Origin of the sequence: Cytobacillus citreus (assembly GCF_018343665.1) — a bacterium.
In the GTDB taxonomy this organism is placed as follows: Bacteria; Bacillota; Bacilli; order Bacillales; family Cytobacillaceae; genus Cytobacillus; species Cytobacillus citreus.
The window spans coordinates 1-25,222 of sequence record NZ_JAGYPM010000003.1 but is presented as its reverse complement, the minus strand read 5'-3'; the positions used below and the strand labels follow the sequence as shown (position 1 = coordinate 25,222).

Here is a 25,222-nt window from a genome sequence, read left to right as displayed (position 1 = left end):
GTCAATGGGGGAATCCGCAGAAGCGATAGCGACGAGGAGGCTTCCGAAACGCCCGCGAGTGCTGGAAAGGAAAAAACACAAGTGGTGAATTCAACTTAAGATTGATCAATTGAGCAAAGTTCGAATGAAATACTTGCCATTCTTGAAATTATTAAGTAATTAGAAATTTCACTTTTTTGTCGAAAAATGTATAAGATAGTACAAAAATATCTCTTGCGCCTAGTTTTTTGATTATTTATAATTATCTAAAGAAATAGTTTTATAACATAGGAACCGTCACAGTATACAACTGGAATTAAATACTAGTTTAGAATTGTTTTGTATAAATCAATTATGATCTAGTACTTTAGTTTAGGTTGTGTTTAAACAGAACGGAGCTATGGAACCAAGTTTGTGGAAAATTATAAAGGGGGAAAATAGGTGAATAAGAAATTTTTAGTCTTTTTTAGCATTTTATTAGTTTTTAGTATGTTCCTTACAGCTTGTAGCGGCGGGAAGAAAACTGGCGGTGAAACAGCAACTGGGCCTGAAAAAACAGAAGAAAAGCCTGAAGTACCACAGGACTTACGAATAAACATTAATACTGAACCACCATCTTTACATCCTGGTTTAGCGAAGGATTCAACATCTGGAACAGTACTCCGCCAAACCTTTGAAGGGTTAACTCGTATTAATGCAGAAGGAAAAGCTGAAGATGCAGCTGCAGAAAAAATTGCCGTTTCTGATGACCAGAAGGTTTATACTTTCACTCTTCGTGATGCGGTATGGTCAAATGACGATCCTGTAACTGCTAAAGACTTTGAATATGCATGGAAATGGGCATTAGATCCAGAAAACCAATCTGAATATGCCTATCAGCTTTATTATATTAAAGGAGCTCGTGCAGCCAATGCTGAGGGTGGATCACTTGATGAAGTTGGAGTGAAAGCATTAGATGAGAAGACGCTTGAAGTAACACTTGAAAATCCAACACCGTATTTCTTAGAGCTGACAGCGTTCTATACTTACCTTCCAATTAATAGCAAAGTTGCCGAAGCAAATCCAAATTGGGCAAATGATGCAGGGGATAATTATACTTCCAATGGTCCATTTGTGATGACAGAATGGTCTCACAGCGACAAAATCCTTCTTAAAAAGAACGAAAAATATTGGGATGCTAAAACTGTAAAACTTAACACAATCGAAATGGTCATGATCAATGATTCTAACACTGAACTATCTATGTTTGAAAATGGTGAACTTGATTGGGCAGGATCTCCTAATGGCAATCTTCCGACAGATGCAATGCAGACTCTTAAAGATGAAGGCCGCTTAACGACGCAACCAATTGCTGGTGTTTATAATTATAAATTCAATACTACAGTTGAGCCTTTTAACAATGTAAACATCCGTAAAGCTTTTGCACATGCAATCAACCGTCAGGAAATTATCGATAACATTGCACAAGGTGAGCAATTGCCTGCTATGGCAATCGTTCCGCCATCAATGTTCCCTGATAATGAAAAAGGCTTTTTCTCTGATAATGATGTAGAGAAAGCTAAAGAATATTTGCAAAAAGGATTAGAGGAATTAGGATATAAGGATGTTTCTGAGTTTCCAGCAGTTACTTTGTCTTTTAACACTTTAGAACTTCATCAAAAGATTGCGCAGGCAGTTCAAGATATGTGGAAGCAAAATTTAGGTGTTGAAGTAACATTAGATAACCAAGAGTGGGCTGTTTACATTGATAAGCTTCACTCACTTGATTATCAAATCGGACGTTTAGGCTGGTTAGGAGACTTTAATGATGCCATCAACTTCCTTGAATTGTACCGAGATGCTGATGGTGGTAATAATGATACTGGCTGGGAAAGTAAAGAATTCCAAGATCTGCTTGCAAAATCTTCTCTTGAGGCTGATCATGAAAAGCGTCAGCAATTATTAAAAGATGCAGAAGCAGTCTTTATGGAAGATATGCCAGTAGCACCAATTTACTTCTATACAAACAACTGGATCCAGAATGAAAGCTTAAAAGGAGTAGCCGTATCAGGACTTGGAGATGTTCAATACAAATGGGCATACTTTGAATAAATAAATATAAACAAAAAGGAATATGGGATCCTCATATTCCTTTTTGTTTTCATATTTAATAGTATTTATTAGCTTATGAGGCAAGAGTTCCAGATTTGTTATTCTTTCCTCTAAATTGTTTACGAATAAAAGGTATGACAAAACGGTCTAATCCGAACTTTCCTGCGTTATAACCTGCCACTAGAATGAATATAGTTAATAAAACTAACTGTGGATTTGTACTAACTGTTCCAGAAAATAAGAATGCGAAGTTCATAACAATACCAAAAAATGCAGCCGCTGTCGTTAAGCAACCTAAAATTAAGCCGATTCCCACTAACAGTTCTCCCCATGCAACCAGAAAACTAAATAATCCCGCATTAGGGATTGCAATCCCTTCTAAAAAGCTTGCCCACCAACCCTGCACTGCCGGATGATCACCAGTTGCTTTAGCTAATGCACCTTGTAAGAAACCAGAAGCATCAAAACCATCTACAACTTTATGATATCCAGCTGTAATCCATGAATAGCCAAGATATAATCGAATAATTGTTAATAATCCTGCAGCAATTTGACTTTCTCTTAACCATTTAACAAACATACATATCTCTTCCTTTCAATAAATAATAATTACATGTTAATAATAGCATAAATAATTCCTATATTTAACAATATTGTAATTTAATTCACATATTTGCAAATTAAATGTGAATTATTTTAGAACGATTTATCAAATTGAAGGGGGTTTATGTAGTCAAGAGGAAAAGCTATGATATATTGTCATTTTTATGAACGATTTATTTGTAATTATCTTATTATTCTTATAAAATAATTAAAAGAAGGAGGGAGAGGAATGGTTCGTGTAGGTATATCAGGTATCGGTGGATTTATTCTAATTTTCCTAGAAGTCTATATAGTTATGTTTTTAAAAGGCTATCAATCGATTGAATTTGGCGGAATTAGCCCATTTATTTCGGTCTGGGCTATGAATTTCTTTCTATTATTCTCAATACTCACTCAAATAATGAATTGGTATGATCAGCGTCCTACAGCAAAAGTAGAGACTTCAATAAAAAAATAACTAATTTCTAACACAAAAAAAGCTGCTGGAACTTCATCTAGCTCTTAAGAATTAGGTTAAATGCTTTGTATTGGTGAAATGAAATTAGGTGTATTATTTGTAAAACCTTCCAGTTAACTGGGAGGTGTCTTAGTTTTTATAAAGAAAAAATAAACTTCTTTATTGTAGTAAACAATTCAAAATTACATTTTTGAAAAATATGGACAGAGTTTAAGAGACAAAGTTGAATTGACTCTTAATAAGAAGAAGAAATTGTTATAGTAGTTTTTGATGGCAACTTATGTAAGAAATGGGGAGCAATAAGCTCCCCGTTCTTATTATGCAAGTAAAAAAATTAAGTAATATCTATACTTTACCATATATGAAAGTGAAGATTCCTGAAAAACTCCTTTACACAAGTAAAGAAGTGGTGTTAAATAAAAAGTATTATTAAAATATTTTAACAATAAAAAAAGTTACAATTTTTTATTTTGTTTTGGATATGGAGGGGGATTTATCGTGGCTGATCTTCGCAGTAATATGATAAAAACAGGGTATGATCGTGCACCACATAGAAGTTTGCTTCGTGCAGCTGGTGTGAGGGAAGAAGATTTTAATAAACCGTTTATCGCAGTAGTAAATTCTTATATTGATATTGTCCCAGGCCATATTCATTTACAAGAATTTGGTCAAATCGTCAAAGAAGCGATCCGTGAAGCAGGTGGAGTACCATTTGAAATGAATACAATCGGCGTTGATGATGGAATTGCAATGGGTCATATTGGAATGAGGTATTCGCTGCCAAGCCGAGAAATTATTGCAGACTCAGTAGAAACTGTCGTTGCTGCCCATTGGTTTGATGGAATGGTCTGTATTCCTAACTGTGATAAAATTACTCCTGGAATGATGATGGCGGCCCTTCGTGTTAATATTCCAACGATATTTGTAAGTGGCGGGCCAATGAAAGCCGGTAAAGATAAAGCTGGTAATCCACTTGACTTAACATCTGTTTTTGAAGGAGTCGGTGCGTACCAATCTGGAAAAATTGATGAAGAAAGATTGCAAGAGATCGAGCAGTTGGCATGTCCTACCTGCGGATCTTGTTCAGGGATGTTTACTGCAAATTCAATGAACTGTTTAGCAGAAGGACTGGGGCTTGCGCTTCCAGGAAATGGAACGATTTTAGCTGTTGCTGAGGAACGCAAAGACTTTGTTAAACAATCAGCCAAGCAATTAATGGAGCTAATTAAGAAGGATATTAAACCTCGTGATATCGTAACAATAGATGCAATTGATAACGCATTTGCATTGGATATGGCTATGGGGGGTTCTACAAACACGGTTCTTCACACGCTAGCATTAGCCCATGAAGCTGAAATTGATTATTCACTGGAACGTATTAATGAAATTGCAAGTCGTGTACCGCATCTTGCAAAAATTGCTCCTGCATCAGACTATCATATTGAGGATGTACATAATGCAGGAGGGGTAAGTGCCATCATCAATGAGCTGCTTAAGAAGCCAGGTGCTTTTAATGGCGATTGTTTGACTGTTTCAGGAAAGACAATACGTGAAAATGTAGCGGGCAGTGATATTCTGGACAAGGATGTCATTCGTCCATTGGACCGGCCACATTCTGAGCAAGGTGGGCTAGCTGTATTATTTGGCAACTTAGCACCAGATGGCTCTATTATTAAAGTGGGTGCAGTAGATGAATCTGTTGGCGGCTATCATCGAGGCCCTGCAATTTGCTTTGATTCTCAAGAAGATGCTCTATCCGGTATTATTACTGGTAAAGTGAAAGAAGGTGACGTTGTAGTCATACGATATGAAGGTCCTAAAGGTGGGCCAGGCATGCCGGAAATGCTTGCACCAACTTCACAAATCGTCGGAAGAGGTCTCGGAGCGAAGGTTGGTTTAATAACAGACGGAAGATTCTCAGGTGCTTCAAGAGGGATTTCAATCGGTCATATTTCTCCAGAAGCAGCAGAAGGTGGCCCAATTGCTTTTGTACAAGATGGTGACATCATCGAGCTTGATTTAAATAAACGCACAATTCAGCTGGAAATATCAGATGAAGAATTTGAGAAGCGCAAATCAGCCTGGAAAGGCTTTGAACCGAAAGTCAAAAAAGGATATTTAGCTCGGTATTCTAAACTAGTTACATCAGCTAGTACAGGAGGAGTAATGAAAATTTAAATCAAAAAACCTGTAGGAGTCTCAATGCATCCTACAGGTTTTTTGATTTAAATGAATCTTTAAATACATTATGAATAAACATTTAGTTGATGCTTCATTTGGACACGTTCGCTAATGATATTAACAAACTTCATGCATCGATTTAAATCAAGTTCTTGTGGCAATAATTCGACCTTTAGTGTTACCGCTAGATCTGTACTGTTGTTTAAAACATCCTTGAATCTGTCTACAGCCCCACAAAAATAAGGATAAAAACGATCACCAGTTCCAAAAATTCCTGTAACTAGGTTTTTTCGCTCTCTTTTTGCAATCGCTTGAAAAATCTGTTCCATTTCAATAGGAATATCGCCATTTCCCCAAGTGTAGGTACCTATTACGATGGCATCAAAGTTTTCCAATGTATGAAGTGGAAACTGTTCAATCCTATAAAGAAATATGTCGTCAACATTCTTCTTGAATTGTTCACAAAGCAATAAGGCCAACTCTTCTGTATTCCCAGTAATTGATGTATAAACAATAGCTATTCTCATAGCTCATCAAAACCGTTATCTTGAGATACTTTCGTATAAGTTCGTGATTTTTGCTCGAAAAAGTCAGACTTAGTTTCATTCATCATTTCATCACTAAAAACGTGAATCCAAGGCATAGGGTTTTCGCGTCCTTCGTAAAGGTTATCAAGACCTAATTGTCGAAGACGTTTGTTGGCCAGGTACTCCACATAGCTTTCATATTCAGTTAAATCAATGCCTTGAATATTTTTTAAAATAAATTGAGCCCACTCTTTTTCAAGCTGAACCGCTTTGTGAATAGTATCATAAACGAATTGTGTATTAAGATCTGTTTGTAACTCAGGGTTCTCCGTTTGCAGGATCCGAATAAATTGAGCGATAAAGTAGGCATGCTGCATTTCATCCCTTTGAATATAGCTGATCATTGTACTAGTTTTGAGCATTTTTTGCTGCCGGGCTAGGTTATAAAAAAAGGCAAAGCCTGCATAAAAATAAATTCCCTCTAATATGATTGAATGGATTCCAAGCTCAAATAAATTTTGCAGTGACGGACTATTTCTGAATTTTTCATAGCTCTCTAATATTAGTTGATTTCGTTTCTGGACAATTGGATCATCTTTTGCTTGATCAAACCTGGCAATTTGTTCACTTAATGGAATGAGCGAGCTTAATATATAAGAGTATGATTCATTATGAACAGCCTCCTGCTGTGAGATAACGGCAAAAATTGCTTTAAAGCTTGGATCTGTCACATAGTCCATTACTTGAGTCATTGTTGGTGTCTGCAGGCTATCTAGGGAAGCTAATTGTGTGTTTATTCGTAAAAATACATCTTGTTCAATCGAGCTAAGTAAGTCCCATTGTTTTATATCATCCTGCATATTAATTTCTTGAGCCTTCCAAAAATTAGATAATAATGTTTGATACATCCGATACATTTGCGGGTATTTGATGTCATTCCAATTTAAAATACCAGAAGCTTGACCGTTAATTAAACCTGTAGATTTATTTGGAAACTCAGGGTTTAATAATTTTATTTTCCTTAGTGGTTGTTGGATATTCATGGAATCACTCCAAAAGATTTTTTATATAGATACTTATATACAGAGGGTTAGGGAGTCTAACCCTCTATTTACTTCGACATAACATATTAATGATTATTGAAAATATTAACTATGACATGCTTCACATTCTTCAATTTCAGTTTGAGAAGTGCTTCGTATATAATAAGTAGTTTTTAATCCTTGCTTCCAAGCTTCCATATGAAGCTGAAGCAGCTCTTTTGCTTTAATATCATGACGGACATATAAATTGAAGCTAATAGATTGATCAATATGACGCTGACGTGCGGCATTTTGTCTAATGCTCCATAATTGGTCGAGTTCATGTCTTACCCGTCGGTAATAGGTGTAAGTATGGTGATCCAGATCAGGTGCAACTATTTTTAACTTAAAATTTTTCTTTTCTTCCGCGTATTCAATCGCATAAAGGGGATCAATTCCGTCTGTTGAACCGCCAATTTTTGCAGTAGAAGAATTTGGTGCTACTGCAAGCATCCAGCCATTGCGAACCCCATATGTTTGAATATCTTCCTGCAGCTTTTTCCATCGTTCAGAATTGTATTCTTTCCTATTAAAATATTCGCCTGTTTGCCACTCTGAGCCATGAAACATTGAATAGTGGCCTTTTTCCATTGCAAGCTCCATTGATGATTGAATGGAATAATAGGCGATATCTTCATAAAGTTCATCTGCATACTCAACTGCTTTCTCTGATTCCCAATAGATTCCTTCCGTAGCAAGCAGATGATGCCAGCCAAATGTTCCTAGACCAACTGCTCTATATTTTGAGTTGGTTTGTTTCGCTTGTCCGACTGATATTTTGTTAATATCAATCGTGTTATCTAACATTCTCATTTGGATGCGAATGAGACGCTCTAACACATTTGCCTTGACCGCATTTGGGAGATGAATAGAGGATAAATTACAAACAACGAAATCTCCAGGCTTACGGATAATGACGATATTTCCTTCATCATCTTCGTATTCATTTTGTATAACAGTAGGTGACATATTCTGGGTAATCTCAGTGCATAAATTACTGCAGTATATAGAAGTACGGCCTCTTCCTTTCACATGTTTGTTCGGGTTTTGCCGATTGACTTCATCTCGATAAAACATATAAGGAGTTCCTGCTTCAAGTTGAGATACCATTATTCGGGCCATAATGTCCATTGCACGGTATGACTTTCTTGGAAGTAGAGGATGTGCAGCAGCTTCTTTGTATTTTTCTGTAAAATGCTTCTCATCTAACTCATCATAAAAATCTTCAAGCCCTAAAGAAGCTCCATTTTCATCCTTCCAGCCCATAATCTGTTTTACTTGATGAGGACAAAAAGTATACCATTGTCCAATGCTTCGCCCAGTATCATCAATCTCTTCAAGCTTTTTCATAAACAGGTCTGGTATAGAAACGCCTGTGAAAATATCGTGTGCTTTACGACGCTCATCGCCATTATTTGTTTTTAAATCTAAAAACCCATTCATGATATCCTTGTGGAAAACATCGAGGTAAACTGCAATTGCTCCTTGCCTTTGCCCTAGTTGATCAACACTGACTGCAGTATCATTTAACAGTCTTATCCACGGAATGACACCTGATGAATTTCCTTTAAATCTTTTAATATCAGACCCTAAAGCACGGACCTTTCCATAATAGATGCCAATGCCACCACCATCTTTACTCAATCTAGCAATATCCCAATTATTTAAATAAATACTGTCTAAGGAATCATCAACCGTATCAATAAAGCAAGAAGAAAGTTGACCGTAACTTTTTCCTGCATTGGCAAGGGTAGGAGTGGCGACAGTCATATATAGATTGCTTAAAGCCCAGTAAGCCTCTTTTACTAATGGTACACGCTTCGATTTATTTTCATTCTTCATTAATGTCATTGCGATGATCATGAATCGTTCCTGAGGCAATTCATATATATTTTTTTCATAATCTTTCGCAAGATAGCGATCTGCAAGTAAAAATAAACCCACATAGTTAAACAAATGATCTCTCTCTGGAACAATTTCTTTTGCAAATTCATCTATTTCATCTTTTGTGAATATGGCAAGTAAGTCTTTAGAATAAATTCCAATCCTCGTTAAATTTTGAATCAACTCGTAAAAATCACCATATTTTATTTCTCTTTCGTATCCTCTATTTACAGCTGCTTTTGAATATAGTTCATTTAAAAATAAATTTGCAGCTAGATAGGTCCAGTTTGGATTATCCATTGAAATTTGGTTTAAAGAATAGAGGAGTGCATGGTGATTTGCTGACTCACTGGTTAAATTTTGTTCAAATAATTGCTTTTTAAGCTCATCAATATCCAGTTTGTATAAATAGGAAGCTTTGTCTATTGTTTCTATTACTGAATCCAAATTAATATGAGTAAGTGATGTCATTAAAAAAGTTCCCCTTTAAATGAGTTTTTAAATACAGATAATTAAGTTCCACTGAAGTTGAGTCCTCTATGATTGATACCAGGCGCTAAGACAAGTTTTCTTGGAATTGTACTGGATACGTTCGATGAAAATTACGGGATCATTTCATACCTCTTTTCTTAAAGTTGGATTTTCTGATTCCTAGGTATGAGGGGATATAAGGGTAGATTTAGAGGAATAATATGCATCTAAATAAAAAATCCATCACTCAAAAAAGAGGATGGGTTTTAAAAACGTTGATATATTCATAGATCATAAAATATCTATCAAAATACCCTCGTTCTACCTTCCCAACTCCCGAAGAAGATAACACGCTATAAATACGGCAGGTCTCCTGACTTGTGCCTTTTCCTACTCTAAGCCCTTCCCATCTTGACAGACAGTGGATTTACTTATTTCGATGGCACTTACAGTTGCGGGGACAGTTCTGGATTCTCACCAGATTCCCTATTAAGTCTTAATCGACACCATATTCATTGGTTTGTTACTGTATATTGTGTTGATGATGTAAAAACAGCACTATATATGTACTTTTATGATTATAAGTCATACTCTAAATTTTGACAACCTTTTTATAGTACGATGAATTTCTATAACATTCGCAAAAGAATGTGCTTTGAAATCAATTAACCCTTTATCCCGTGTAGCCATTCTTGGTATCATTCACTGCATAATACTTCATCCTTATCCATATCAGAAATCTGGAAAGTAACATGATGAATATCTTTTTCTTCCGTTTCATTCTGACAATAAAAACATTCTTGATTCATTTAAATGTCCTCCTTTTTTTGTCCAATTGAATTTATTGTGAAACGAGAAAATAGTAATTATTCGTTATTCTAGAACGAGCCTAACAATACATATTTAACTACCCAAAGCTAATAATAATTTGGAATTGGATGGGAGGGATTCTCTATGGAGATACCTGCTCGGGCGGCTTGTCAAGGCGATGAGAAGGGTAACAAAAAATTAGCATGGTGGCAGCTGTCACTTATTGGTGTAGGATGCATTATTGGTACAGGTTATTTTGTTGGATCTGGAATCGGGATAAGAATGACAGGTCCAGGTATTCTAATCGCATTTGTCGTTGCTGCCTTGGGTACATATATTGTATTTGATGCCTTAGGAAAAATGTCTGCCAAAGATCCGCAAAAGGGTGCGTTTCGATCATATGCGAAGAAAGCGTATGGCCGTTGGGCTGGTTTTAGCAGCGGCTGGGTGTATTGGTTTTCGGAAATGCTGATTTCAGGGAGTCAGCTGACTGCACTTTCTCTGCTCACTCGCTTTTGGTTTCCGAATGTCCCTCTGTGGATTTTTTCGATGATTTACGCAGTACTTGGAGTAATTGTCGTGGTTATTGGAACGAAGGGATTTGAAAAGGCCCAGAATGTTTTTGCAGTAATAAAAATTGCAGCTATTATTATGTTTATTTTTTTAGCAATCGCAGTTTTATTCGGATTATATGGTGGAAGCATAAAAGATTTCAATGTTCCGACTGATAAAAAAGAGTTTTTACCAAAAGGGATATATGGATTATGGTCAGCACTTATCTTTGGATTTTATGCTTTTGGCGGGATTGAAATTATGGGAATATTAGCTACAAGGCTAAAAAATAAAGAGGATGTACGGAAATCAGGAACTGTTATGCTAATGTTGCTAACAACTATTTACTTAATATCACTAGCTTTAGCAACAGGGTTGGCAGCATTAAATAAGTTTCATACAAACGAAAGTCCTTTTGTCATTGCACTCGAAAAATATGACATTAATTTTTTTCCACATGTTTTTTATGGAGGAATTATTATAGCCGGTTTTTCAACAATGGCTGCATCCTTATTTGCTGTAACAAGCATGATTGTCACTTTATCAGAAGATGGAGATGCGCCAAAAATTTTTTCTAAACAAGGTAAACTAAAGGTCCCTCCTTTTGCGCTTAGTTTAACAATTTGCGGGCTAATTACTTCAGTAGTGTTAGCTCTATTCATGCCAGATCGTGTTTACGAATATATTACTACAGCAGCAGGGCTAATGTTATTATACAATTGGCTTTTTATCCTTGTTTATTTTCCAAAACTTGTAAAAGCAACGAGGTTTGATCATGTAAAACGATTTATTGGAATGATTTTGATTTTGCTTGCTATAAGCGGAACACTTTTTCAAAAATCGAGTCGACCAGGGTTTTTTGTCAGTTTATTGTTTGTCGGGCTAATAGTGATTGTGTTATTGATCATGAGTATTATTAAAAAAAGGAAAAGAAATAGAGGATATAACCCTCAGGAAGCATAACTCAACATGTTATTGAAGTGGAGTTTTTTTATGTAAAAAACAGCAATAAAATAGCCTGGTAACCAAAATAAATGCCGAACCCGATTAAGGATAAACCTGAAATGATTGAGATAACAGCCAGGATTTTTCCTGTTAAAAATCTTCTAAAGCTGCTAGCAACAACTGCCATAGTGATATCCCAAAGCAGAAGTCCGATAATTATCGCTGTACTATAAATCATAACCTGCGATGGATTATATTCTGAAACCGTTTTGGCAAGAACAGAACCATAAATGCCTAGCCAGAATAGAATTGTCAATGGATTTGAAATGGAAAGCAGGAAGCCAGAAAAAAATGATTTTATTGCAGCTTCTTCGCTTTTTCTTGTAAATGAAATCAATTTATTGGCACTTATGATACTTTCTATCCCTGTGTATACGAGTACGAAAAATCCAAACGACCAAAGAAAGACCTTTATGAAAGAAATCTCCAGAAAATTCACGAATCCGAGAAAGACTGTAATCATATAGATAACATCTGCAGCCATAGCCCCTAATCCTACTAGCCAAGCGTGAAAAAAACCGCTTTTAATACCTTTATCCAATTGGGCAGCATTTACAGGTCCAATCGGTGCAGCTAAAGACAAACCTAGAAAAATAAAACTAAAGAATAAATCCATAAAAACAACTCCCTGTTTTACATTTAAATACTTGTACAATTCTATTCTTTAGGGAGGGCTTGTACGACATCTTTTTGGGACAGATTCAAGGAAGCAAGAATAAAAAAGAAGGGTTTTACGTTATTAATTCACGAGAGCATGTTTAGCTCGCCTTTTGTTTTATGTATAACAGGCGAAAAATAATAATCCTTAAAATTGAAAAAGGAATGATCATGAATAATTAGGCTTTTCTAGCAAATAATAAAACAAAAAATGTGTATCGTTTGGGAGGGCAGAAGATGTCAGTTATTGTTTATCAAACCTTTGAGATTAAACAGGATAAATTTAAAGAAGGAATAGAAAACTTACAAGATATTAAGAAGTTTAGAAATGAAAATTATAATCATAGGGTAGATATTTTGACACCCATTACGGGGAAGGACCATACATACGCATTAATTTCAACTTATGATGGACTTGCAGAAATGGAGCTGCAGAACAAAAGAATGTTTGATGATGATGAATATGTGAAATTAATTGGTGAATTTTTTCTTGAAAATATTGTACAAGGAAGCATACATACGCAATTATATCGATCAATGAATGATAAATAAGAAAATAAAAAAGCAAAATAAAATAAAAGGAGATGATAATATGAAGCATGTTAAAGCATTGGCCATAAAGTTTATTTCATGTTTTGTCCTTTTATATATTATTCTCGGTGTATATTACGGAATGACCTTTTGGGGGGTGTTCTTTATTTCTTTTGGTTTAGTCTTTGTTTCCTATACTATAGGAGACTTGCTCATTTTGCCGCGAACATATAACTTTGTTGCAACCTTAGCAGATTTTGTAATGTCCATATTTATCATATGGCTCATGATCTATAGTCTAACCTTTGCTAATAATTTGTTTATGAGGTCACTTATCGCATCAGTAGGCATTGCAATTTTCGAATTCTTCTTTCACAAATATATGACCAATCAGGTTATTAATAATACACAAATTAGCACGATTAACCCTTTAAAAGTGCAATTTCAGACCGAAGCTTCAGAAGAACTGACACCTAATCAAACAGACTTGAAAAAGATGGATGATGAATATAATAAGTGAAAAGCTATTTGAACAAGAATCAGGAAAGTCAAGCATCTTGCTTGGCTTTTTTCTATGGATTAAATTGCCGAATTGCTGACTCCGGTCTCTTAAGAAAAGAGTTTCATAAAGCTAGTGATACTGGCCGATATCTCTGCATATAGAAAAATGAGTTACAAGATATGATGCGGGGTGATTAAATGGCGATTTTAGTAACAGGCGGGGCAGGTTATATAGGGTCACATACTGTCTATTTTCTGCTGAAGCAAGGTTTAGAGGTAATTGTAATAGATACGTGACTATGTTCATGTAGAGGATTTGGCAGAAGCTCATTTGCTTGCACTTCGCTATTTACAAGGTGGGGGTAAAAGTAATGTCTTTAATTTAGGCAACAAAATTGGATATTCAGTTAGAGAAGTAATAAATACAGCAGTGGAGGTAACCAGGAAAAATTTTCATGTGATTATAGGGAATAGAAGGCAAGGTGATCCTGCAGAGTTGGTAGCTTCTGCGGACAAAGCAAAAAAAATATTAGGTTGGAAGCCAAAGAAATGTATTAATCAAATGATTAAGGATGCTTGGGAATGGCATTTGAGGCACCCGGATGGTTATAAGAGTCAATCGATATCTATGGATAGTAAGGACCCCAATTTAAAGATTGGAAAATAGGTTGTTTAACATAAATGGGATGCAGGAATATTTTTCTTTCCCCCCGAGCATCTTAAGACAGAAAGTGTTTTAAGAATTAATTTCATGGGGTGTAATGATTGCTGACACAAAAAAATAAAGTCGAGCAAAGATTACTTATATTTGCCTTGCTCGCAATAGCAATATTTTTATCCCCGCTCTTTATTTTAGGGGAGGATGCACATATACGTGTTCATGATAATTTAGATTCCAATCTTGCGTGGTATAAGGTTCTTTCGGAAAGCGATCAATTAACCGGTTCTGTTTATGCAAGGATCCCGCAGGTGATTAATGGATATTTATCTCGTAATGCATTTGGGACGGAATACAGCTTAATCGTTTGGCTGTATGCTTTGTTACCAACAATGGTTGCATATGCATTAAGCCAGACGATAACAAGATTCGTTGCTTTTTCAGGGATGTATTTACTATTGAAAACTCATTTTCTTAAAGGAAGAGGATGGGAGACAATAGCTATTAATATTGGGACCTCGCTTGCATTTGCATTTACTCCGTTTTGGCCTTCAGGTATGTTAAGCACACTTGGAATGCCTTTAGCATTATGGGCGTTCTTGAATATCCGAAAGGGAGAAAGTATGTGGAAAAGCTATGTTGTGCTAACTCTTCTACCGTTTTATTCAAGTATCGTATTAGGTTTTTTCTTTTTCTTAAGTGCAATGGGACTTTTTTGGTTATCTGATGTAATAAGACGGAAAGGGTTGAATTGGCGCTTCCTTTTATCCATAGCCTATATGACCATTATTTATTTTATCGTAGAATATCGTCTTGTTTATTCCTTCTTGTTTGATGATGAGCCAAACAGCAGAGATGAATATATTCACGCAAGATTGTCTTTTTGGCATTGTATCCGGCTAACCTTCAAAAATTATATTTTTGGCCACCATCATGCTGCAACAATACATTCTATTATTATCCTGCCAGTTATGCTGATGGCATTTTTCATCGTTATTAGAAAAGGGTTGTGGAAGGAAGAAAAGGAGTTTGTTTTTCTTTTTTTTCTTAATTTCGTTTTATCTGCATGGTATGGATTTTGGTTTTATAAAGGCTGGCTGCCATTAACAGAACGTTTTCACTTTATGAATACATTCAATTTTGCCCGCTACCATTTTTTAAGACCGCTAGTCATTTATGTTTTGTTTGCCATTTCTTTAAAAATACTGCTGAAAATAAAATGGACGTGGGCTGTTCCAGTCTTTATTGCTGCACAGATTTTCGTTGTTTCATTAACCAATGAAGAGATATTATTTCAAAATAAACCAACAGTTAGACAATTTTTTGCTGAGGAGCAATTTAATGATATTAAAGAATTTATAGGCATCCCTCAAGAGGAATATCGAGTTGCAAGCATTGGTATCCATCCTGCAATTGCACAATATAACGGATTCTACACCCTCGACACCTATAATAATTTTTATCCATTAAGCTATAAATATCAGTTTAGAAGAATTATCCAGAAAGAACTTGCAAAAAATAAAACGATTCGAACCTATTTTGATGAATGGGGCGGGAGATGCTATATCTTTACGAAAGAGCTGGGTAAACGCTATATGTTTAAGAAACATTCAAAAAAGCGGCTGAAGAACCTTGAACTTAATATGGCTCCATTTAAGGAAATGGGAGGCACACATATTTTCTCAGCCATCCCTATTGATAATGCATCTGACAACGGTTTGAATTTAGAAAAAATTTTTGAATCAAAAAGCTCTGCATGGAAAATCTACCTATATAAAGCCATTTAACTGCCAGGAGGAAACAAAATGAAAAATCCAGTGCTTACAATCGTCATTCCTTGTTACAACGAAGAAGAGGTTCTTCCAGATACCATTTTACAGCTAAGCAGCTTTCTAGGAGAAATGGTGAAGGAGGAACTTATATCGGAAAAAAGTAAAATCTTGTTCGTGGATGACGGAAGCAAGGATCAAACTTGGCAGATCATTTACAAAAGTAGCTTAATAAATGAGATGATTCGGGGACTGAAGCTATCAAGAAATGTAGGACATCAGAATGCACTTCTTGCAGGACTTATGACCGCTAGAAAAGCATCGGACTGTGTGATTTCCATTGATGCTGATCTTCAAGATGATATACACGCAATTCGAGAGTTTCTTATAAAATTTCATGAAGGAAATGACATTGTCTATGGTGCCAGACGCAGAAGGGATACCGATACTTTTTTCAAAAGGAATACTGCCCAAGGCTTTTACAATTTAATGAAAAAAATGGGCGTGGATCTCATTTATAATCACGCCGATTTTCGTTTAATGAGCAAGAGGGCACTTGATGAACTCAGTCGCTTTAAAGAGGTAAATCTGTTTCTGCGTGGTATTATTCCCCTTTTGGGACTTAGATCAACAACTATTTACTATGACAGAAAGCCAAGGCTGGCAGGGGAAACGAAATATCCATTAAAAAAGATGCTTGCATTCTCTTTTGAAGGCATTACTTCTTTTTCTATCACTCCTATTCGATTGGTAATGGTCATTGGGTTTATGTCATTCTGTATTAGTTTCTTGTTCGGAGCATATTTTTTAGGATTAAAGTTTTTTGGACATACAGAAATGGGCTGGACCTCCTTAATTACATCCATCTGGCTAATAGGAGGGCTTCAGCTGATCGCGATAGGATTAATTGGGGAATATATAGGTAAAATATATAGTGAGACGAAGCGCAGGCCGAAATTTATGATTGATATAGATACATTTAACATGCCGATACCCCGACATATCATAAATGACGGAGGGAATGAAAATGAACTCTTTAACGCTGATTTTGGAAAACTATCTGAAACGAACTAATTCTTTTATTCGTTTTTTGCTCGTTGGAATCATGAATACATTGACAGGTATTTCACTTATGCTTTTTCTATTAAATGTAACTGGGTTATCATATTGGCTATCAACATTTTTTGGAAATAGTGCTGGTGCGGTTGTAAGCTATTTCTTGAACCGAAGCTTTACCTTCCAAAGTAACTCGAAAATAACAAAAAGCTTACCGCGATTTATCACAGTCATTCTTGTTTGTTACTTCATTTCATTCACAGTTAGTCACATTGCAGCAGAAATCATATCCGATCTCTCTTTCTTTAGTTACCTCTTCCTTTCTAATGAAAATCTAGCCGTTTTTATTGGAACAGGATTTTATACAGTAATGAACTATTTCGGGCAGAAGCATCTAGTTTTTAATTAAAGTGAAAAAATAATATGGAGGCATGAAAATGAAAGAAAATCAATTAGGACAAAAAGGTGAAGAATTAAAGCAAAGCTTAAAAGGGACAACAAATAAAGAAGTATTAGAAATTAGTTCTACTGGCTATGGATTAGAATCTGTAACAACCGAAAAAAAAGAGGAAAATAATAATTCCTCTTGCGGAGGTTTGTAATTATTTCAAACTTATTTTCAAAAAGTACAGTATTTTAACCTTAAATATATTACATTAAAAATCCTTCCATATTTGGAAGGGTTTTTAATTCTTATTTCTTTTTGTAAACGGACATTGTATTAATTCAGTATGATCATCATGTAAATAATATTGTTTCCATTCATAATTGTCTTTGTTTCCATAGCTATTTAAGGAAGAGTGGATAGGTAATGTATCATAATCTTTTAATCTGCTTCGAATCTGTTTTTTTACTTTAAGCGCAAATTGTTCATTTGTATTAAATTCCATTAGCACAGATCGAGGGGTTAAAGCTAATAACATATAAGGGAAATATCTGCTTTTTCTATTTTTATGAGCGGGAGTAGCACAGTACATAAAATATTGCTCGCCGTGAAAACAAAATTCCCAAAAAGGATTATCTGGGTTTTTAGGAATCTTTACCGGCCATTGTACTTCATCGAGGTTATTTAAATTAATAAGATGTTGCCAAAAAAAAGCTTCGAAGTCTTCTACATTGGATTTTAATTTCAATTCTTGGGAAGTATTAAAAAAAACGATGAGTGATGTATATTTTCCGAAGTCTTTATAGTGAATCGAATAATCCTTTAGTAATTCTGCCAATTCTTTGGAAGTTTCGGGACTTATAGGACTTCCAACAAAACCGTATCTTAAATGGCTTAATGAAAATGCTTGAGTGGCTGGTATACAAGGGAAAAGGTTCTTTTTATCGATTATTTTATTTTTAAAATGATTATAAGCATGATATTGCCAAGATTTTTTTGAAAGCTCTTCAAGTTGTGATTTCTGTAGTAAAGTCATCAATTACCCACTCCTTAACCTTAAAATATGTATTATCTGCTAGTCAGGTGAAAAGGGATAAGGTTGAATTCTTGGAGGAAGTAAGGGGATGCGACTAAAAGGAATAACTAGAGGCATTTAATAAAAAAATGGAACATCTCACTAAGGTGGATGCTCCATTTTATAAATTACATTACATTTCTTCACTTTCGAAGTTGAACTGCCAATTAACACCAAACTTATCAGTTAACTGGCCATAACATTTGCTCCAAAATGTTTCTTGAAGTTCCATGGCAACTGTACCACCAACTTTAAGTTTCTCGAAAGTAGATTTCAAACCATCTAAATCTTTATTGACAATGGCAAGGGTGATATTATTGCCTTCAACAAATGGCATTCCTGGAAAAGTATCAGAAAACATTACGTTGCTGCCATCAATATTAAGTCGAGTATGCATGATTAAATCTTTTGCCTCTTCTGGAAGGGGATAATTAGGATCTTGAGGTGATTCACCAAAAGTCATAAATTGTGGTTTCTCTGTTCCAAAAACCTCTGCGTAAAACTCTGCTGCTTCTCGGCAATTTCCATTAAAATTAAGATAGACATTAATAGCCACTTTAGTCACCCCTAAAGATCAAATTTAAAAACAATTTACATCAATTATTGTATCATTTCATGATATATAATAAAAATATTTCAACAAAAAATTTACAATAATATAGGGACTAGTCAACCTTTATCTTTTTCTATTTTTTGGTATGATATCCATACAGATAAATATTAATTTGAGGTGTACAAATTATTGAATATTCTTTTGGTAATGATTGGCGGATTTTTTGGTGCTATAACAAGATACGGAATCGGAGAATGGGTGCATATTAATAATGGATTTCCATTAGGAACATTTTTCATAAATCTTACAGGCTCTCTAGTTCTTGGGTGGCTCTTAACATTTATAAGTCAAAGAAGAAAAGCTATGAAAAGATTGTCATTATTTGTTGGTACAGGCTTCCTAGGTTCTTTTACAACTTTCTCTACCTTTTCAGTGGAAACCATTTATTTAATTGTAAATAAAGATTATTTTTTAGCTATCATTTATGTATTATTAAGTGTCACACTAGGATTAGTCTTTGCTTTTCTTGGATATAAATTAGCCACATTAAATAATAAAGAAAAAGTTGATGTTTTATGATTTGGATAATTGGAGTAGGCGGCTCATTTGGGGCATTGTTAAGGTATTTAATAGGTGCTTTTATTAATAAAAAATCAAAAGGTACTTTTCCATTAGGAACATGGATCATTAACCTTACAGGGTCATTATTATTAGGATTACTTGCAAAATTACATATAACAAACCAAATCCAAGATTGGGTATGGTTTATGTTTGGAATAGGGTTCTGCGGGGCTTTTACAACCTTTTCAACATTTAGCAATGAAACCGTTAAACTTCTTCTAGAAAAACAATTTAAAATAGCATTCATTTATGTAATATCATCAGTTTTTATTAGTGTGGCAGCAGCTGCAATTGTATTTTTTATTTAAATGAAATTTTAAAAGAGAAAAGAGGGGAAATGATGATTAAATATATTATATTTGATTTCGATGGTACTCTGGCAAATTCTCAGAATACATTTGTATCAATTTAGCTGATAAACATGGATTTAAGAAACTTGCATTTGGTGAATTAGAAGATATAAAAAACTTTCCATAAAAGAGCGCAGTAAGATGCTAAATTTTCCGATGTATAAAATGCCAATCATTATTCCTGAACTTTATAGCCACTATCGTCAATCCAGTCAAGAGGTTACATTATTTGAAGGCATTACTACAATAAAGTCGTTATTGATATGCTTCAAGAAGGTAAAGACAGTGGAGAATTTCTAACAACATTTAACAATGATCTTATAGCAAGATTGTTCTGGAGCATAATAAATGGCATTAGTTTTCAATATGCCACCATGGATCAAGATAATCCTTACGAACAAGTGGTTGAGGAAGGGAAAAAGATGTTTATAAATTATTTAATTAAAAACACTAGTGTTGCATAAATAGTGTCCCAATTTTCAGTTTAATTATTGACTCTATTATGAGCCAAAAAAGGGAATACCCTATTAAAGGTGGTCCTATCCATTTGGAGTTTTATTTACAATTAGATCAATGGATTTGTTATACATTTATATAAATGATGAAAGCGCTGTTGAACTAAGTTTCAGCAGCGCTTATTTTTTAAACGAGGTGTAATGTACATGGAGTATAAGTCTCCGAATTATCACATGTGTTAATAACCCTGCATAACGATGGTTATATAGAGTGTAATTTTTTTGAAAATTTTTAATGAATATGATAATACCATTGACAATATAAAAATATATTCGTATTATTATACTAAAAGTTGCGCTAGGGAAAAATAAAGGCAGAGGTGAAAAAAATATGCATACAACCAATAGGTTGACCTTATATCAAGGGAAAAAAGGTGATTTCATCCGTATTACTGATATCTTTTTAGAAGGAGTAATGAGAAGAAGGTTATTAGACCTAGGGTTTGTGCCGGGAGCCATAATTGAAGTTCTTAAAAAAAGCCCTCTTGGAGATCCAATCGCTTTTCGAGTAAGTCAAACAACGATTGCATTAAGGAAAGAAGAGAGTTCCAAAATCGAAGGGGAGCTGATCAGCAATGACAAATCCAATTAGAGTTGCCTTAGCAGGAAACCCGAATACTGGAAAAAGCACCTTATTCAATGCCCTAACCGGCCTTAGACAACATACAGGAAATTGGGCAGGTAAGACCGTTTCGCTTGCAGAAGGCAAAGTTCAATATAAAGGAAAAACATATAGTTTTATTGATCTTCCAGGTACGTACTCTCTATTTTCAAATTCAACGGATGAAGAAGTAGCTAGGAATTATATTGTTTTTGAAAAACCAGATGTAACGCTTGTCGTGTTAGATGCAACATCATTAGAGAGGAATTTCAATCTAGCATTGCAAGTTTTGGAAATGACAACCAATGTGATCGTTTGCATTAACTTAATAGATGAAGCAGAAAAAAAAGGCATCAAGATTAATGAACGTATTTTAACTAATAAACTCGGCGTTCCAGTTATTAAGTTATCAGCACGAAACAAAGTAGGTTTTGACCTGTTGCTTGATACGATCGAACGGATTGCAAATGGAACGATAGAATGTAAGCCAACTCTAATGACATATTCCGATGAAATCGAAGAACAAATTTATAAAATCGAACCATATATAAGAGGAATGATTGGAGATCGTTTATCGTCACGTTGGGTTTCACTAAGATTACTAGATGGAGATGAGAAGTTACTAAATGAAATAAATAAACGTCTGCGATTGGAGGAGGTTAAGATAACAGATGAATATTCAACAGCTATTCTCTGAAGCGCAACAACTTTCTTCACCAAAGCTTAGGGACGAAATTGTTCATCATTTATATCAGAGGAGTAACCAATTATGTCAAGAAGGAGTCACTTATTCGAAATCAAAAAGTGATACGAAGACAGAAAAGTTAGATGCGATATTTACTTCTCCTTTCCTTGGGTTTCCAATAATGATTGTTATGTTAGGGCTTGTTTTTTATATAACCATTGCCGGTGCTAATATTCCCTCTACAATGCTGGCAGAGTTTTTTGGATGGTTAGAAAATTATTTAACTGCATTCTTTACCTTTATTCATGCTCCAGATTGGCTTCATGGTGTATTGGTATTAGGCTTATATAGGGGAACAACTTGGGTCATAAGTGTTATGCTTCCACCTATGGCTATCTTTTTTCCAACATTCGCTCTTTTAGAAAACTATGGCTATCTGCCACGTGTAGCATTCAATATGGATCGGATATTTAAAAAAGTTGGGGCTCATGGAAAGCAATCACTAACAATGGCGATGGGGTTTGGTTGTAACGCAGCAGCAGTTATTTCTACTCGAATTATTGAATCGCCAAGAGAGCGTATGCTAGCAATCTTAACGAATAATTTTGTTCCATGTAATGGACGTTGGGGCACATTAATTGTATTTGCATCTCTTTTTATGGCGGCAAATTTTACTGGCGGACTTAAATCACTTGTAACAACTGGGGTAATTGTCGGACTGGTCTTATTTGGGATTATAGTCACCTTTTTTGTTTCATGGGTTCTTTCCAAAACAGCGCTAAAAGGTGTTCCTACTCATTATACGTTGGAATTACCTCCATACCGCCGTCCGAAGTTCTTTGATACGGTAATCCGATCATCTCTTACAAAATCATGGGCAGTATTAGTGAGAGCTGTTAAGGTAGCAGCACCAGCAGCAATATTAACTTGGGTCGTTGCAAATATATACATTGGTGACACAAGTATCTTAATGTATATGGTTCAATTTTTGGACCCGTTCGGACAAATGCTAGGATTAGATGGTTACATCATGTTGGCATTTATTTTAGGTTTGCCTGCTAATGAAATTGTGCTTCCTATACTTTTGATGGGATATTTATCAACTGGCGCTCTCACAGAGGTTGATAGCTTAGTAGACTTAAAGAAAATTTTTCTTGAACAAGGATGGACATGGGTAACAGCGCTTAACATGATGTTATTTTCTCTCCTGCACTATCCATGTGGAACAACACTAATTAATATTTATAAAGAAACGAAAAGTAAGAAATGGACTTTTCTTGCGTTCCTTATTCCAACAGTAATCGCTATTCTTGTAACGTTTATCATTGCACAAACAGCAAGGTTGCTAGGGTGGATATAAAATAAACAAGAATAAAAAAAGAGTGAGTAGAATTAGTTTAACTTCACCTCAATTGTTAGACACAACTAACAATTGGAGGTGTTTTTTTTATGGATATGTTAAACTTCCCTGTTGATTTCCGCTTCAGGCACTTAGCGATCGCGGGCCGTATTAATAGATTCACTTTTTAATGGAATATTAATTAAATCTTCAAATATTAATTCTTTTAAGTGCTGTTTCCACAGTAGATAATTTATTTAGTAAGGTGGTATGCAATATGAAGATTGTCATTGCACCCGATTCATTCAAGGGAAGTTTGACGGCACTTGAAGCCGCACAAGCAATTGAAAGAGGGGTGAAAAAGGCAGTACAAGGAGTAAACACAGTTATCGTTTCTGTAGCCGATGGTGGAGAGGGGACGATGGAAAGTTTAGTTACGGCAACGAATGGACGAAAGGTTGAATTAACAGTTAAAGGACCATTACTAGATCCTGTTGAAGCAGCTTATGGAATATTGGGTGACGAGGAAACTTGTGTAATCGAAATGGCAAGTGCTTCAGGCATATGTCTTGTCGATCCTACAAAACTCAATCCGATGGCTGCTACAACATTTGGTACAGGGCAATTAATTAAAAAAGCGCTGGATGATGGGTTGCGTAAATTCATTTTAGCGATTGGTGGAAGCGCTACCAATGATGGTGGAATCGGCATGCTTCAAGCTTTGGGGATGAGGTTGTTAGATTCAAACAATCAGCTTGTTGGCTTTGGAGGCGGTGAACTTTCAAGAGTTGTCCAAATTGATGACCAAGATTTTGATTCTCGTATTTCCAATTGTGAATTTTTGATTGCAACAGATGTGCAAAATCCATTTATTGGTAAAGATGGAACATCTCATGTGTTTGGACCTCAAAAGGGAGCAACACCTGAAATGGTGGAGGCTCTAGACAACAACTTACTTCATTGGGCTGATTTGGTTGTACTGAAAACAGGAATTCGATTGCATGATAAGCCTGGTGCTGGCGCAGCAGGCGGAATTGGTGGAGCTTTCCAAGCTTTTTTTCCATCAAAAACAAAAAGAGGGATTGACATTGTTATAGAGTATTCAAAGCTTGATCAACATTTAGATGGTGCAGAATGTGTTTTTACTGGAGAAGGACAAATTGATTTCCAAACAGCATCTGGAAAAACACCAATGGGGGTGGCAGAGGCCGCTAAAAAGAAGGGAATCCCGGTATTTGCTCTTACTGGATCAATTGGTCAGGGAATTGAAGTTTTGTATCAGCATGGGATTACAAGTGTTAATAGCATTGTAAATGCTCCTATGACTCTTCAAGAAGCCATCACAAGAGGAGCTGAACTGCTCGAGCAAACAGCTGAACAGGTCATCCGTACTTATATGATAAGTTTACAAAAATAGAAAAAGCAGGAGGAAACAAAATGTTATTTCTTGTAATAGCCATTGGAGTATTGTTAATTATCGTTGCTACGACTAAGTTTAAAGTGCATCCTTTTCTATCACTTATGTTAGGTACATTGTTTGTAGGGTTTGCTTCTGGAATGCCGCTTATGAAAATTGTAGAAAATATCAATACAGGTTTCGGTGGAATAATGGGCGGAATTGGTCTAGTCATTGTATTCGGAACAATTATTGGGACAATCTTGGAGAAATCTGGTGCTGCTTTACGAATGGCAGAAGTAGTTCTCCGTATTGTTGGGCCGAAAAGACCACAGTTAGCGATGAGCTTAATCGGTTACATTGTTTCAATCCCAGTATTTTGTGACTCTGGCTTTGTTATTTTGAACAGTTTAAGAAAGGCATTAGCGAAACGAGCGAAAGTTGCCTTAGCCTCTATGTCTGTTGCACTTGCAACTGGTTTATACGCTACACATACACTTGTTCCGCCAACTCCTGGCCCGATTGCAGCTGCAGGGAATATTGGAGCGGATGGTTTCTTAGGGACAATCATTTTAATCGGTTTAATTGTTGCTATTCCTGCAACCGTTGTCGGTTATTTTTGGGCGACAACGGTTGCTAGAAAAATAGAAGTGGAAGATGATGGCGAGGAATTAGATTACGATGAAATTGTTCGTTCATTTGGTAAAATGCCATCGACATTCAAAGCCTTTTTACCAATTGTATTACAGATTTCCCGAACGAGAAAGCCCACACCGGGCATAGCCCGTCTTTAGACGTGGGATGAAAGTGAGGTCAGATACGGAGTACCGCTAAAAGGTCAAAATCGTTAGCGGTACTTCAAGTATCTGAAAATTCGTACAGAAACAT

Annotated in this window: 25 protein-coding genes, 2 pseudogenes and 1 riboswitch; of the genes and pseudogenes, 20 read left to right on the top strand and 7 right to left on the bottom strand. The window is 35.5% G+C overall.

What is annotated here, in order from left to right:
* Positions 1-420: 420 nt before the first annotated feature.
* The gene (locus KHA94_RS11635) at positions 421-2,070 is read left to right on the top strand and encodes a peptide ABC transporter substrate-binding protein (protein WP_338030772.1); all 1,650 of its coding nucleotides are present in this window, start codon (positions 421-423) and stop codon (positions 2,068-2,070) included.
* A 73-nt stretch (positions 2,071-2,143) separates the two neighbouring features.
* On the opposite strand, the gene KHA94_RS11630 is transcribed toward KHA94_RS11635, so the two are convergent.
* Positions 2,144-2,650 carry a DoxX family protein gene (locus KHA94_RS11630; RefSeq protein ID WP_213102323.1) on the bottom strand — a complete coding sequence of 169 codons (507 nt, stop codon included), beginning with the start codon at positions 2,648-2,650 and terminating at the stop codon, positions 2,144-2,146.
* A gap of 252 nt (positions 2,651-2,902) precedes the next feature.
* Between KHA94_RS11630 and KHA94_RS11625 the strand changes: the two genes are divergently transcribed.
* The gene (locus tag KHA94_RS11625; RefSeq protein ID WP_213102322.1) at positions 2,903-3,130 is read left to right on the top strand and encodes a hypothetical protein; all 228 of its coding nucleotides are present in this window, start codon (positions 2,903-2,905) and stop codon (positions 3,128-3,130) included.
* A 498-nt stretch (positions 3,131-3,628) separates the two neighbouring features.
* Positions 3,629-5,308, top strand: a complete 1,680-nt coding sequence (gene ilvD / locus KHA94_RS11620; RefSeq protein WP_213102321.1) for a dihydroxy-acid dehydratase — start codon at positions 3,629-3,631, stop codon at positions 5,306-5,308.
* A gap of 68 nt (positions 5,309-5,376) precedes the next feature.
* Here ilvD and KHA94_RS11615 read toward each other — a convergent pair whose 3' ends face one another.
* The 3 genes from KHA94_RS11615 to KHA94_RS11605 form a co-directional block, all read right to left on the bottom strand.
* On the bottom strand, positions 5,377-5,838 hold the full coding sequence (locus KHA94_RS11615) for a flavodoxin domain-containing protein (RefSeq protein WP_213102320.1): 462 nt from the start codon (positions 5,836-5,838) through the stop codon (positions 5,377-5,379).
* The gene (locus KHA94_RS11610) at positions 5,835-6,881 is read right to left on the bottom strand and encodes a ribonucleotide-diphosphate reductase subunit beta (RefSeq protein WP_213102319.1); all 1,047 of its coding nucleotides are present in this window, start codon (positions 6,879-6,881) and stop codon (positions 5,835-5,837) included. The genes KHA94_RS11615 and KHA94_RS11610 overlap by 4 nt, the downstream gene beginning before the upstream one ends.
* Before the next feature lie 105 nt (positions 6,882-6,986).
* Positions 6,987-9,275 (bottom strand): ribonucleoside-diphosphate reductase subunit alpha, encoded by a 2,289-nt coding sequence (locus KHA94_RS11605; RefSeq protein WP_213102318.1) that lies wholly within the window; start codon positions 9,273-9,275, stop codon positions 6,987-6,989.
* A gap of 346 nt (positions 9,276-9,621) precedes the next feature.
* A riboswitch (cobalamin riboswitch) is annotated at positions 9,622-9,801 on the bottom strand.
* Between the two features lie 428 nt (positions 9,802-10,229).
* On the opposite strand from KHA94_RS11605, the gene KHA94_RS11600 reads away from it, so the two are divergent.
* Positions 10,230-11,600 (top strand): amino acid permease, encoded by a 1,371-nt coding sequence (locus KHA94_RS11600; RefSeq protein ID WP_213102317.1) that lies wholly within the window; start codon positions 10,230-10,232, stop codon positions 11,598-11,600.
* A gap of 28 nt (positions 11,601-11,628) precedes the next feature.
* Here KHA94_RS11600 and KHA94_RS11595 read toward each other — a convergent pair whose 3' ends face one another.
* Entirely contained in the window at positions 11,629-12,258 is a 630-nt protein-coding gene (locus KHA94_RS11595) for a LysE family transporter (protein ID WP_213102316.1), read from the bottom strand.
* A 278-nt stretch (positions 12,259-12,536) separates the two neighbouring features.
* Between KHA94_RS11595 and KHA94_RS11590 the strand changes: the two genes are divergently transcribed.
* The 8 genes and pseudogenes from KHA94_RS11590 (at position 12,537) to KHA94_RS11555 (ending at position 17,416) form a co-directional block, all read left to right on the top strand.
* The gene (locus KHA94_RS11590) at positions 12,537-12,851 is read left to right on the top strand and encodes a hypothetical protein (RefSeq protein WP_213102315.1); all 315 of its coding nucleotides are present in this window, start codon (positions 12,537-12,539) and stop codon (positions 12,849-12,851) included.
* Positions 12,852-12,891: 40 nt separating this feature from the next.
* Complete coding sequence (locus KHA94_RS11585; RefSeq protein WP_213102314.1) at positions 12,892-13,350, top strand: YndM family protein; 459 nt, start codon at positions 12,892-12,894, stop codon at positions 13,348-13,350.
* Between the two features lie 179 nt (positions 13,351-13,529).
* Positions 13,530-13,622: pseudogene (locus KHA94_RS11580) on the top strand (NAD-dependent epimerase/dehydratase family protein); the annotation flags it as partial.
* A 25-nt stretch (positions 13,623-13,647) separates the two neighbouring features.
* Entirely contained in the window at positions 13,648-13,998 is a 351-nt protein-coding gene (locus KHA94_RS11575) for a hypothetical protein (protein ID WP_249365481.1), read from the top strand.
* A 101-nt stretch (positions 13,999-14,099) separates the two neighbouring features.
* Positions 14,100-15,776, top strand: a complete 1,677-nt coding sequence (locus KHA94_RS11570; protein WP_420828167.1) for a DUF6044 family protein — start codon at positions 14,100-14,102, stop codon at positions 15,774-15,776.
* Positions 15,777-15,794: 18 nt separating this feature from the next.
* A complete protein-coding gene (locus tag KHA94_RS11565) occupies positions 15,795-16,832 on the top strand; it encodes a glycosyltransferase family 2 protein (protein ID WP_213102311.1) in 1,038 nt (345 codons plus the stop codon).
* Entirely contained in the window at positions 16,786-17,223 is a 438-nt protein-coding gene (locus tag KHA94_RS11560; RefSeq protein ID WP_213102310.1) for a GtrA family protein, read from the top strand. The genes KHA94_RS11565 and KHA94_RS11560 overlap by 47 nt, the downstream gene beginning before the upstream one ends.
* A 28-nt stretch (positions 17,224-17,251) precedes the next feature.
* On the top strand, positions 17,252-17,416 hold the full coding sequence (locus KHA94_RS11555; RefSeq protein ID WP_213102309.1) for a hypothetical protein: 165 nt from the start codon (positions 17,252-17,254) through the stop codon (positions 17,414-17,416).
* Between the two features lie 84 nt (positions 17,417-17,500).
* Here the strand turns inward: KHA94_RS11555 and KHA94_RS11550 are convergent, their stop codons facing one another.
* Positions 17,501-18,235, bottom strand: a complete 735-nt coding sequence (locus tag KHA94_RS11550; RefSeq protein ID WP_213102308.1) for a YqcI/YcgG family protein — start codon at positions 18,233-18,235, stop codon at positions 17,501-17,503.
* 172 nt (positions 18,236-18,407) lie between these two features.
* Positions 18,408-18,830: a VOC family protein gene (locus KHA94_RS11545; protein WP_213102307.1), complete on the bottom strand. Its 423-nt coding sequence runs from the start codon at positions 18,828-18,830 to the stop codon at positions 18,408-18,410.
* 186 nt (positions 18,831-19,016) lie between these two features.
* Here KHA94_RS11545 and crcB (KHA94_RS11540) point away from each other — a divergent pair, with 186 nt between their 5' ends.
* The 8 genes and pseudogenes from crcB (KHA94_RS11540) to KHA94_RS11505 form a co-directional block, all read left to right on the top strand.
* Positions 19,017-19,406: a fluoride efflux transporter CrcB gene (crcB, locus tag KHA94_RS11540; protein ID WP_213102306.1), complete on the top strand. Its 390-nt coding sequence runs from the start codon at positions 19,017-19,019 to the stop codon at positions 19,404-19,406.
* Positions 19,403-19,756 (top strand): fluoride efflux transporter CrcB, encoded by a 354-nt coding sequence (gene crcB, locus KHA94_RS11535; RefSeq protein ID WP_213102305.1) that lies wholly within the window; start codon positions 19,403-19,405, stop codon positions 19,754-19,756. The genes crcB (KHA94_RS11540) and crcB (KHA94_RS11535) overlap by 4 nt, the downstream gene beginning before the upstream one ends.
* A gap of 305 nt (positions 19,757-20,061) precedes the next feature.
* Positions 20,062-20,262 carry a hypothetical protein gene (locus KHA94_RS11530; protein WP_213102304.1) on the top strand — a complete coding sequence of 67 codons (201 nt, stop codon included), beginning with the start codon at positions 20,062-20,064 and terminating at the stop codon, positions 20,260-20,262.
* A gap of 382 nt (positions 20,263-20,644) precedes the next feature.
* Complete coding sequence (locus tag KHA94_RS11525; RefSeq protein WP_213102303.1) at positions 20,645-20,905, top strand: FeoA family protein; 261 nt, start codon at positions 20,645-20,647, stop codon at positions 20,903-20,905.
* Positions 20,889-21,611: a FeoB small GTPase domain-containing protein gene (locus tag KHA94_RS11520; RefSeq protein WP_213102302.1), complete on the top strand. Its 723-nt coding sequence runs from the start codon at positions 20,889-20,891 to the stop codon at positions 21,609-21,611. Before KHA94_RS11525 ends, KHA94_RS11520 begins: the two co-directional genes overlap by 17 nt.
* Positions 21,586-22,959: a ferrous iron transporter B gene (locus tag KHA94_RS11515; RefSeq protein WP_213102301.1), complete on the top strand. Its 1,374-nt coding sequence runs from the start codon at positions 21,586-21,588 to the stop codon at positions 22,957-22,959. The genes KHA94_RS11520 and KHA94_RS11515 overlap by 26 nt, the downstream gene beginning before the upstream one ends.
* Positions 22,960-23,215: 256 nt before the next feature.
* A complete protein-coding gene (locus KHA94_RS11510; RefSeq protein WP_213102300.1) occupies positions 23,216-24,355 on the top strand; it encodes a glycerate kinase family protein in 1,140 nt (379 codons plus the stop codon).
* Between the two features lie 20 nt (positions 24,356-24,375).
* Positions 24,376-25,086, top strand: a pseudogene (locus KHA94_RS11505) (GntP family permease); the annotation flags it as partial.
* Positions 25,087-25,222: the final 136 nt, after the last annotated feature.

Bases quoted from the DNA above. Each gene is read 5' to 3' on its own strand.
- crcB (WP_213102305.1), top strand. From the start codon at position 19,403: ATGATTTGGATAATTGGAGTAGGCGGCTCATTTGGGGCATTGTTAAGG.
- KHA94_RS11515 (WP_213102301.1), top strand. From the start codon at position 21,586: ATGAATATTCAACAGCTATTCTCTGAAGCGCAACAACTTTCTTCACCA.
- KHA94_RS11590 (WP_213102315.1), top strand. From the start codon at position 12,537: ATGTCAGTTATTGTTTATCAAACCTTTGAGATTAAACAGGATAAATTT.
- KHA94_RS11605 (WP_213102318.1), bottom strand. From the start codon at position 9,275: ATGACATCACTTACTCATATTAATTTGGATTCAGTAATAGAAACAATA.
- KHA94_RS11530 (WP_213102304.1), top strand. From the start codon at position 20,062: ATGCTTCAAGAAGGTAAAGACAGTGGAGAATTTCTAACAACATTTAAC.
- KHA94_RS11615 (WP_213102320.1), bottom strand. From the start codon at position 5,838: ATGAGAATAGCTATTGTTTATACATCAATTACTGGGAATACAGAAGAG.
- KHA94_RS11565 (WP_213102311.1), top strand. From the start codon at position 15,795: ATGAAAAATCCAGTGCTTACAATCGTCATTCCTTGTTACAACGAAGAA.
- KHA94_RS11630 (WP_213102323.1), bottom strand. From the start codon at position 2,650: ATGTTTGTTAAATGGTTAAGAGAAAGTCAAATTGCTGCAGGATTATTA.
- KHA94_RS11610 (WP_213102319.1), bottom strand. From the start codon at position 6,881: ATGAATATCCAACAACCACTAAGGAAAATAAAATTATTAAACCCTGAG.
- KHA94_RS11555 (WP_213102309.1), top strand. From the start codon at position 17,252: ATGAAAGAAAATCAATTAGGACAAAAAGGTGAAGAATTAAAGCAAAGC.
- KHA94_RS11595 (WP_213102316.1), bottom strand. From the start codon at position 12,258: ATGGATTTATTCTTTAGTTTTATTTTTCTAGGTTTGTCTTTAGCTGCA.
- KHA94_RS11625 (WP_213102322.1), top strand. From the start codon at position 2,903: ATGGTTCGTGTAGGTATATCAGGTATCGGTGGATTTATTCTAATTTTC.
- KHA94_RS11525 (WP_213102303.1), top strand. From the start codon at position 20,645: ATGCATACAACCAATAGGTTGACCTTATATCAAGGGAAAAAAGGTGAT.
- KHA94_RS11550 (WP_213102308.1), bottom strand. From the start codon at position 18,235: ATGACTTTACTACAGAAATCACAACTTGAAGAGCTTTCAAAAAAATCT.
- KHA94_RS11510 (WP_213102300.1), top strand. From the start codon at position 23,216: ATGAAGATTGTCATTGCACCCGATTCATTCAAGGGAAGTTTGACGGCA.
- KHA94_RS11560 (WP_213102310.1), top strand. From the start codon at position 16,786: ATGAACTCTTTAACGCTGATTTTGGAAAACTATCTGAAACGAACTAAT.
- KHA94_RS11520 (WP_213102302.1), top strand. From the start codon at position 20,889: ATGACAAATCCAATTAGAGTTGCCTTAGCAGGAAACCCGAATACTGGA.
- KHA94_RS11585 (WP_213102314.1), top strand. From the start codon at position 12,892: ATGAAGCATGTTAAAGCATTGGCCATAAAGTTTATTTCATGTTTTGTC.
- KHA94_RS11600 (WP_213102317.1), top strand. From the start codon at position 10,230: ATGGAGATACCTGCTCGGGCGGCTTGTCAAGGCGATGAGAAGGGTAAC.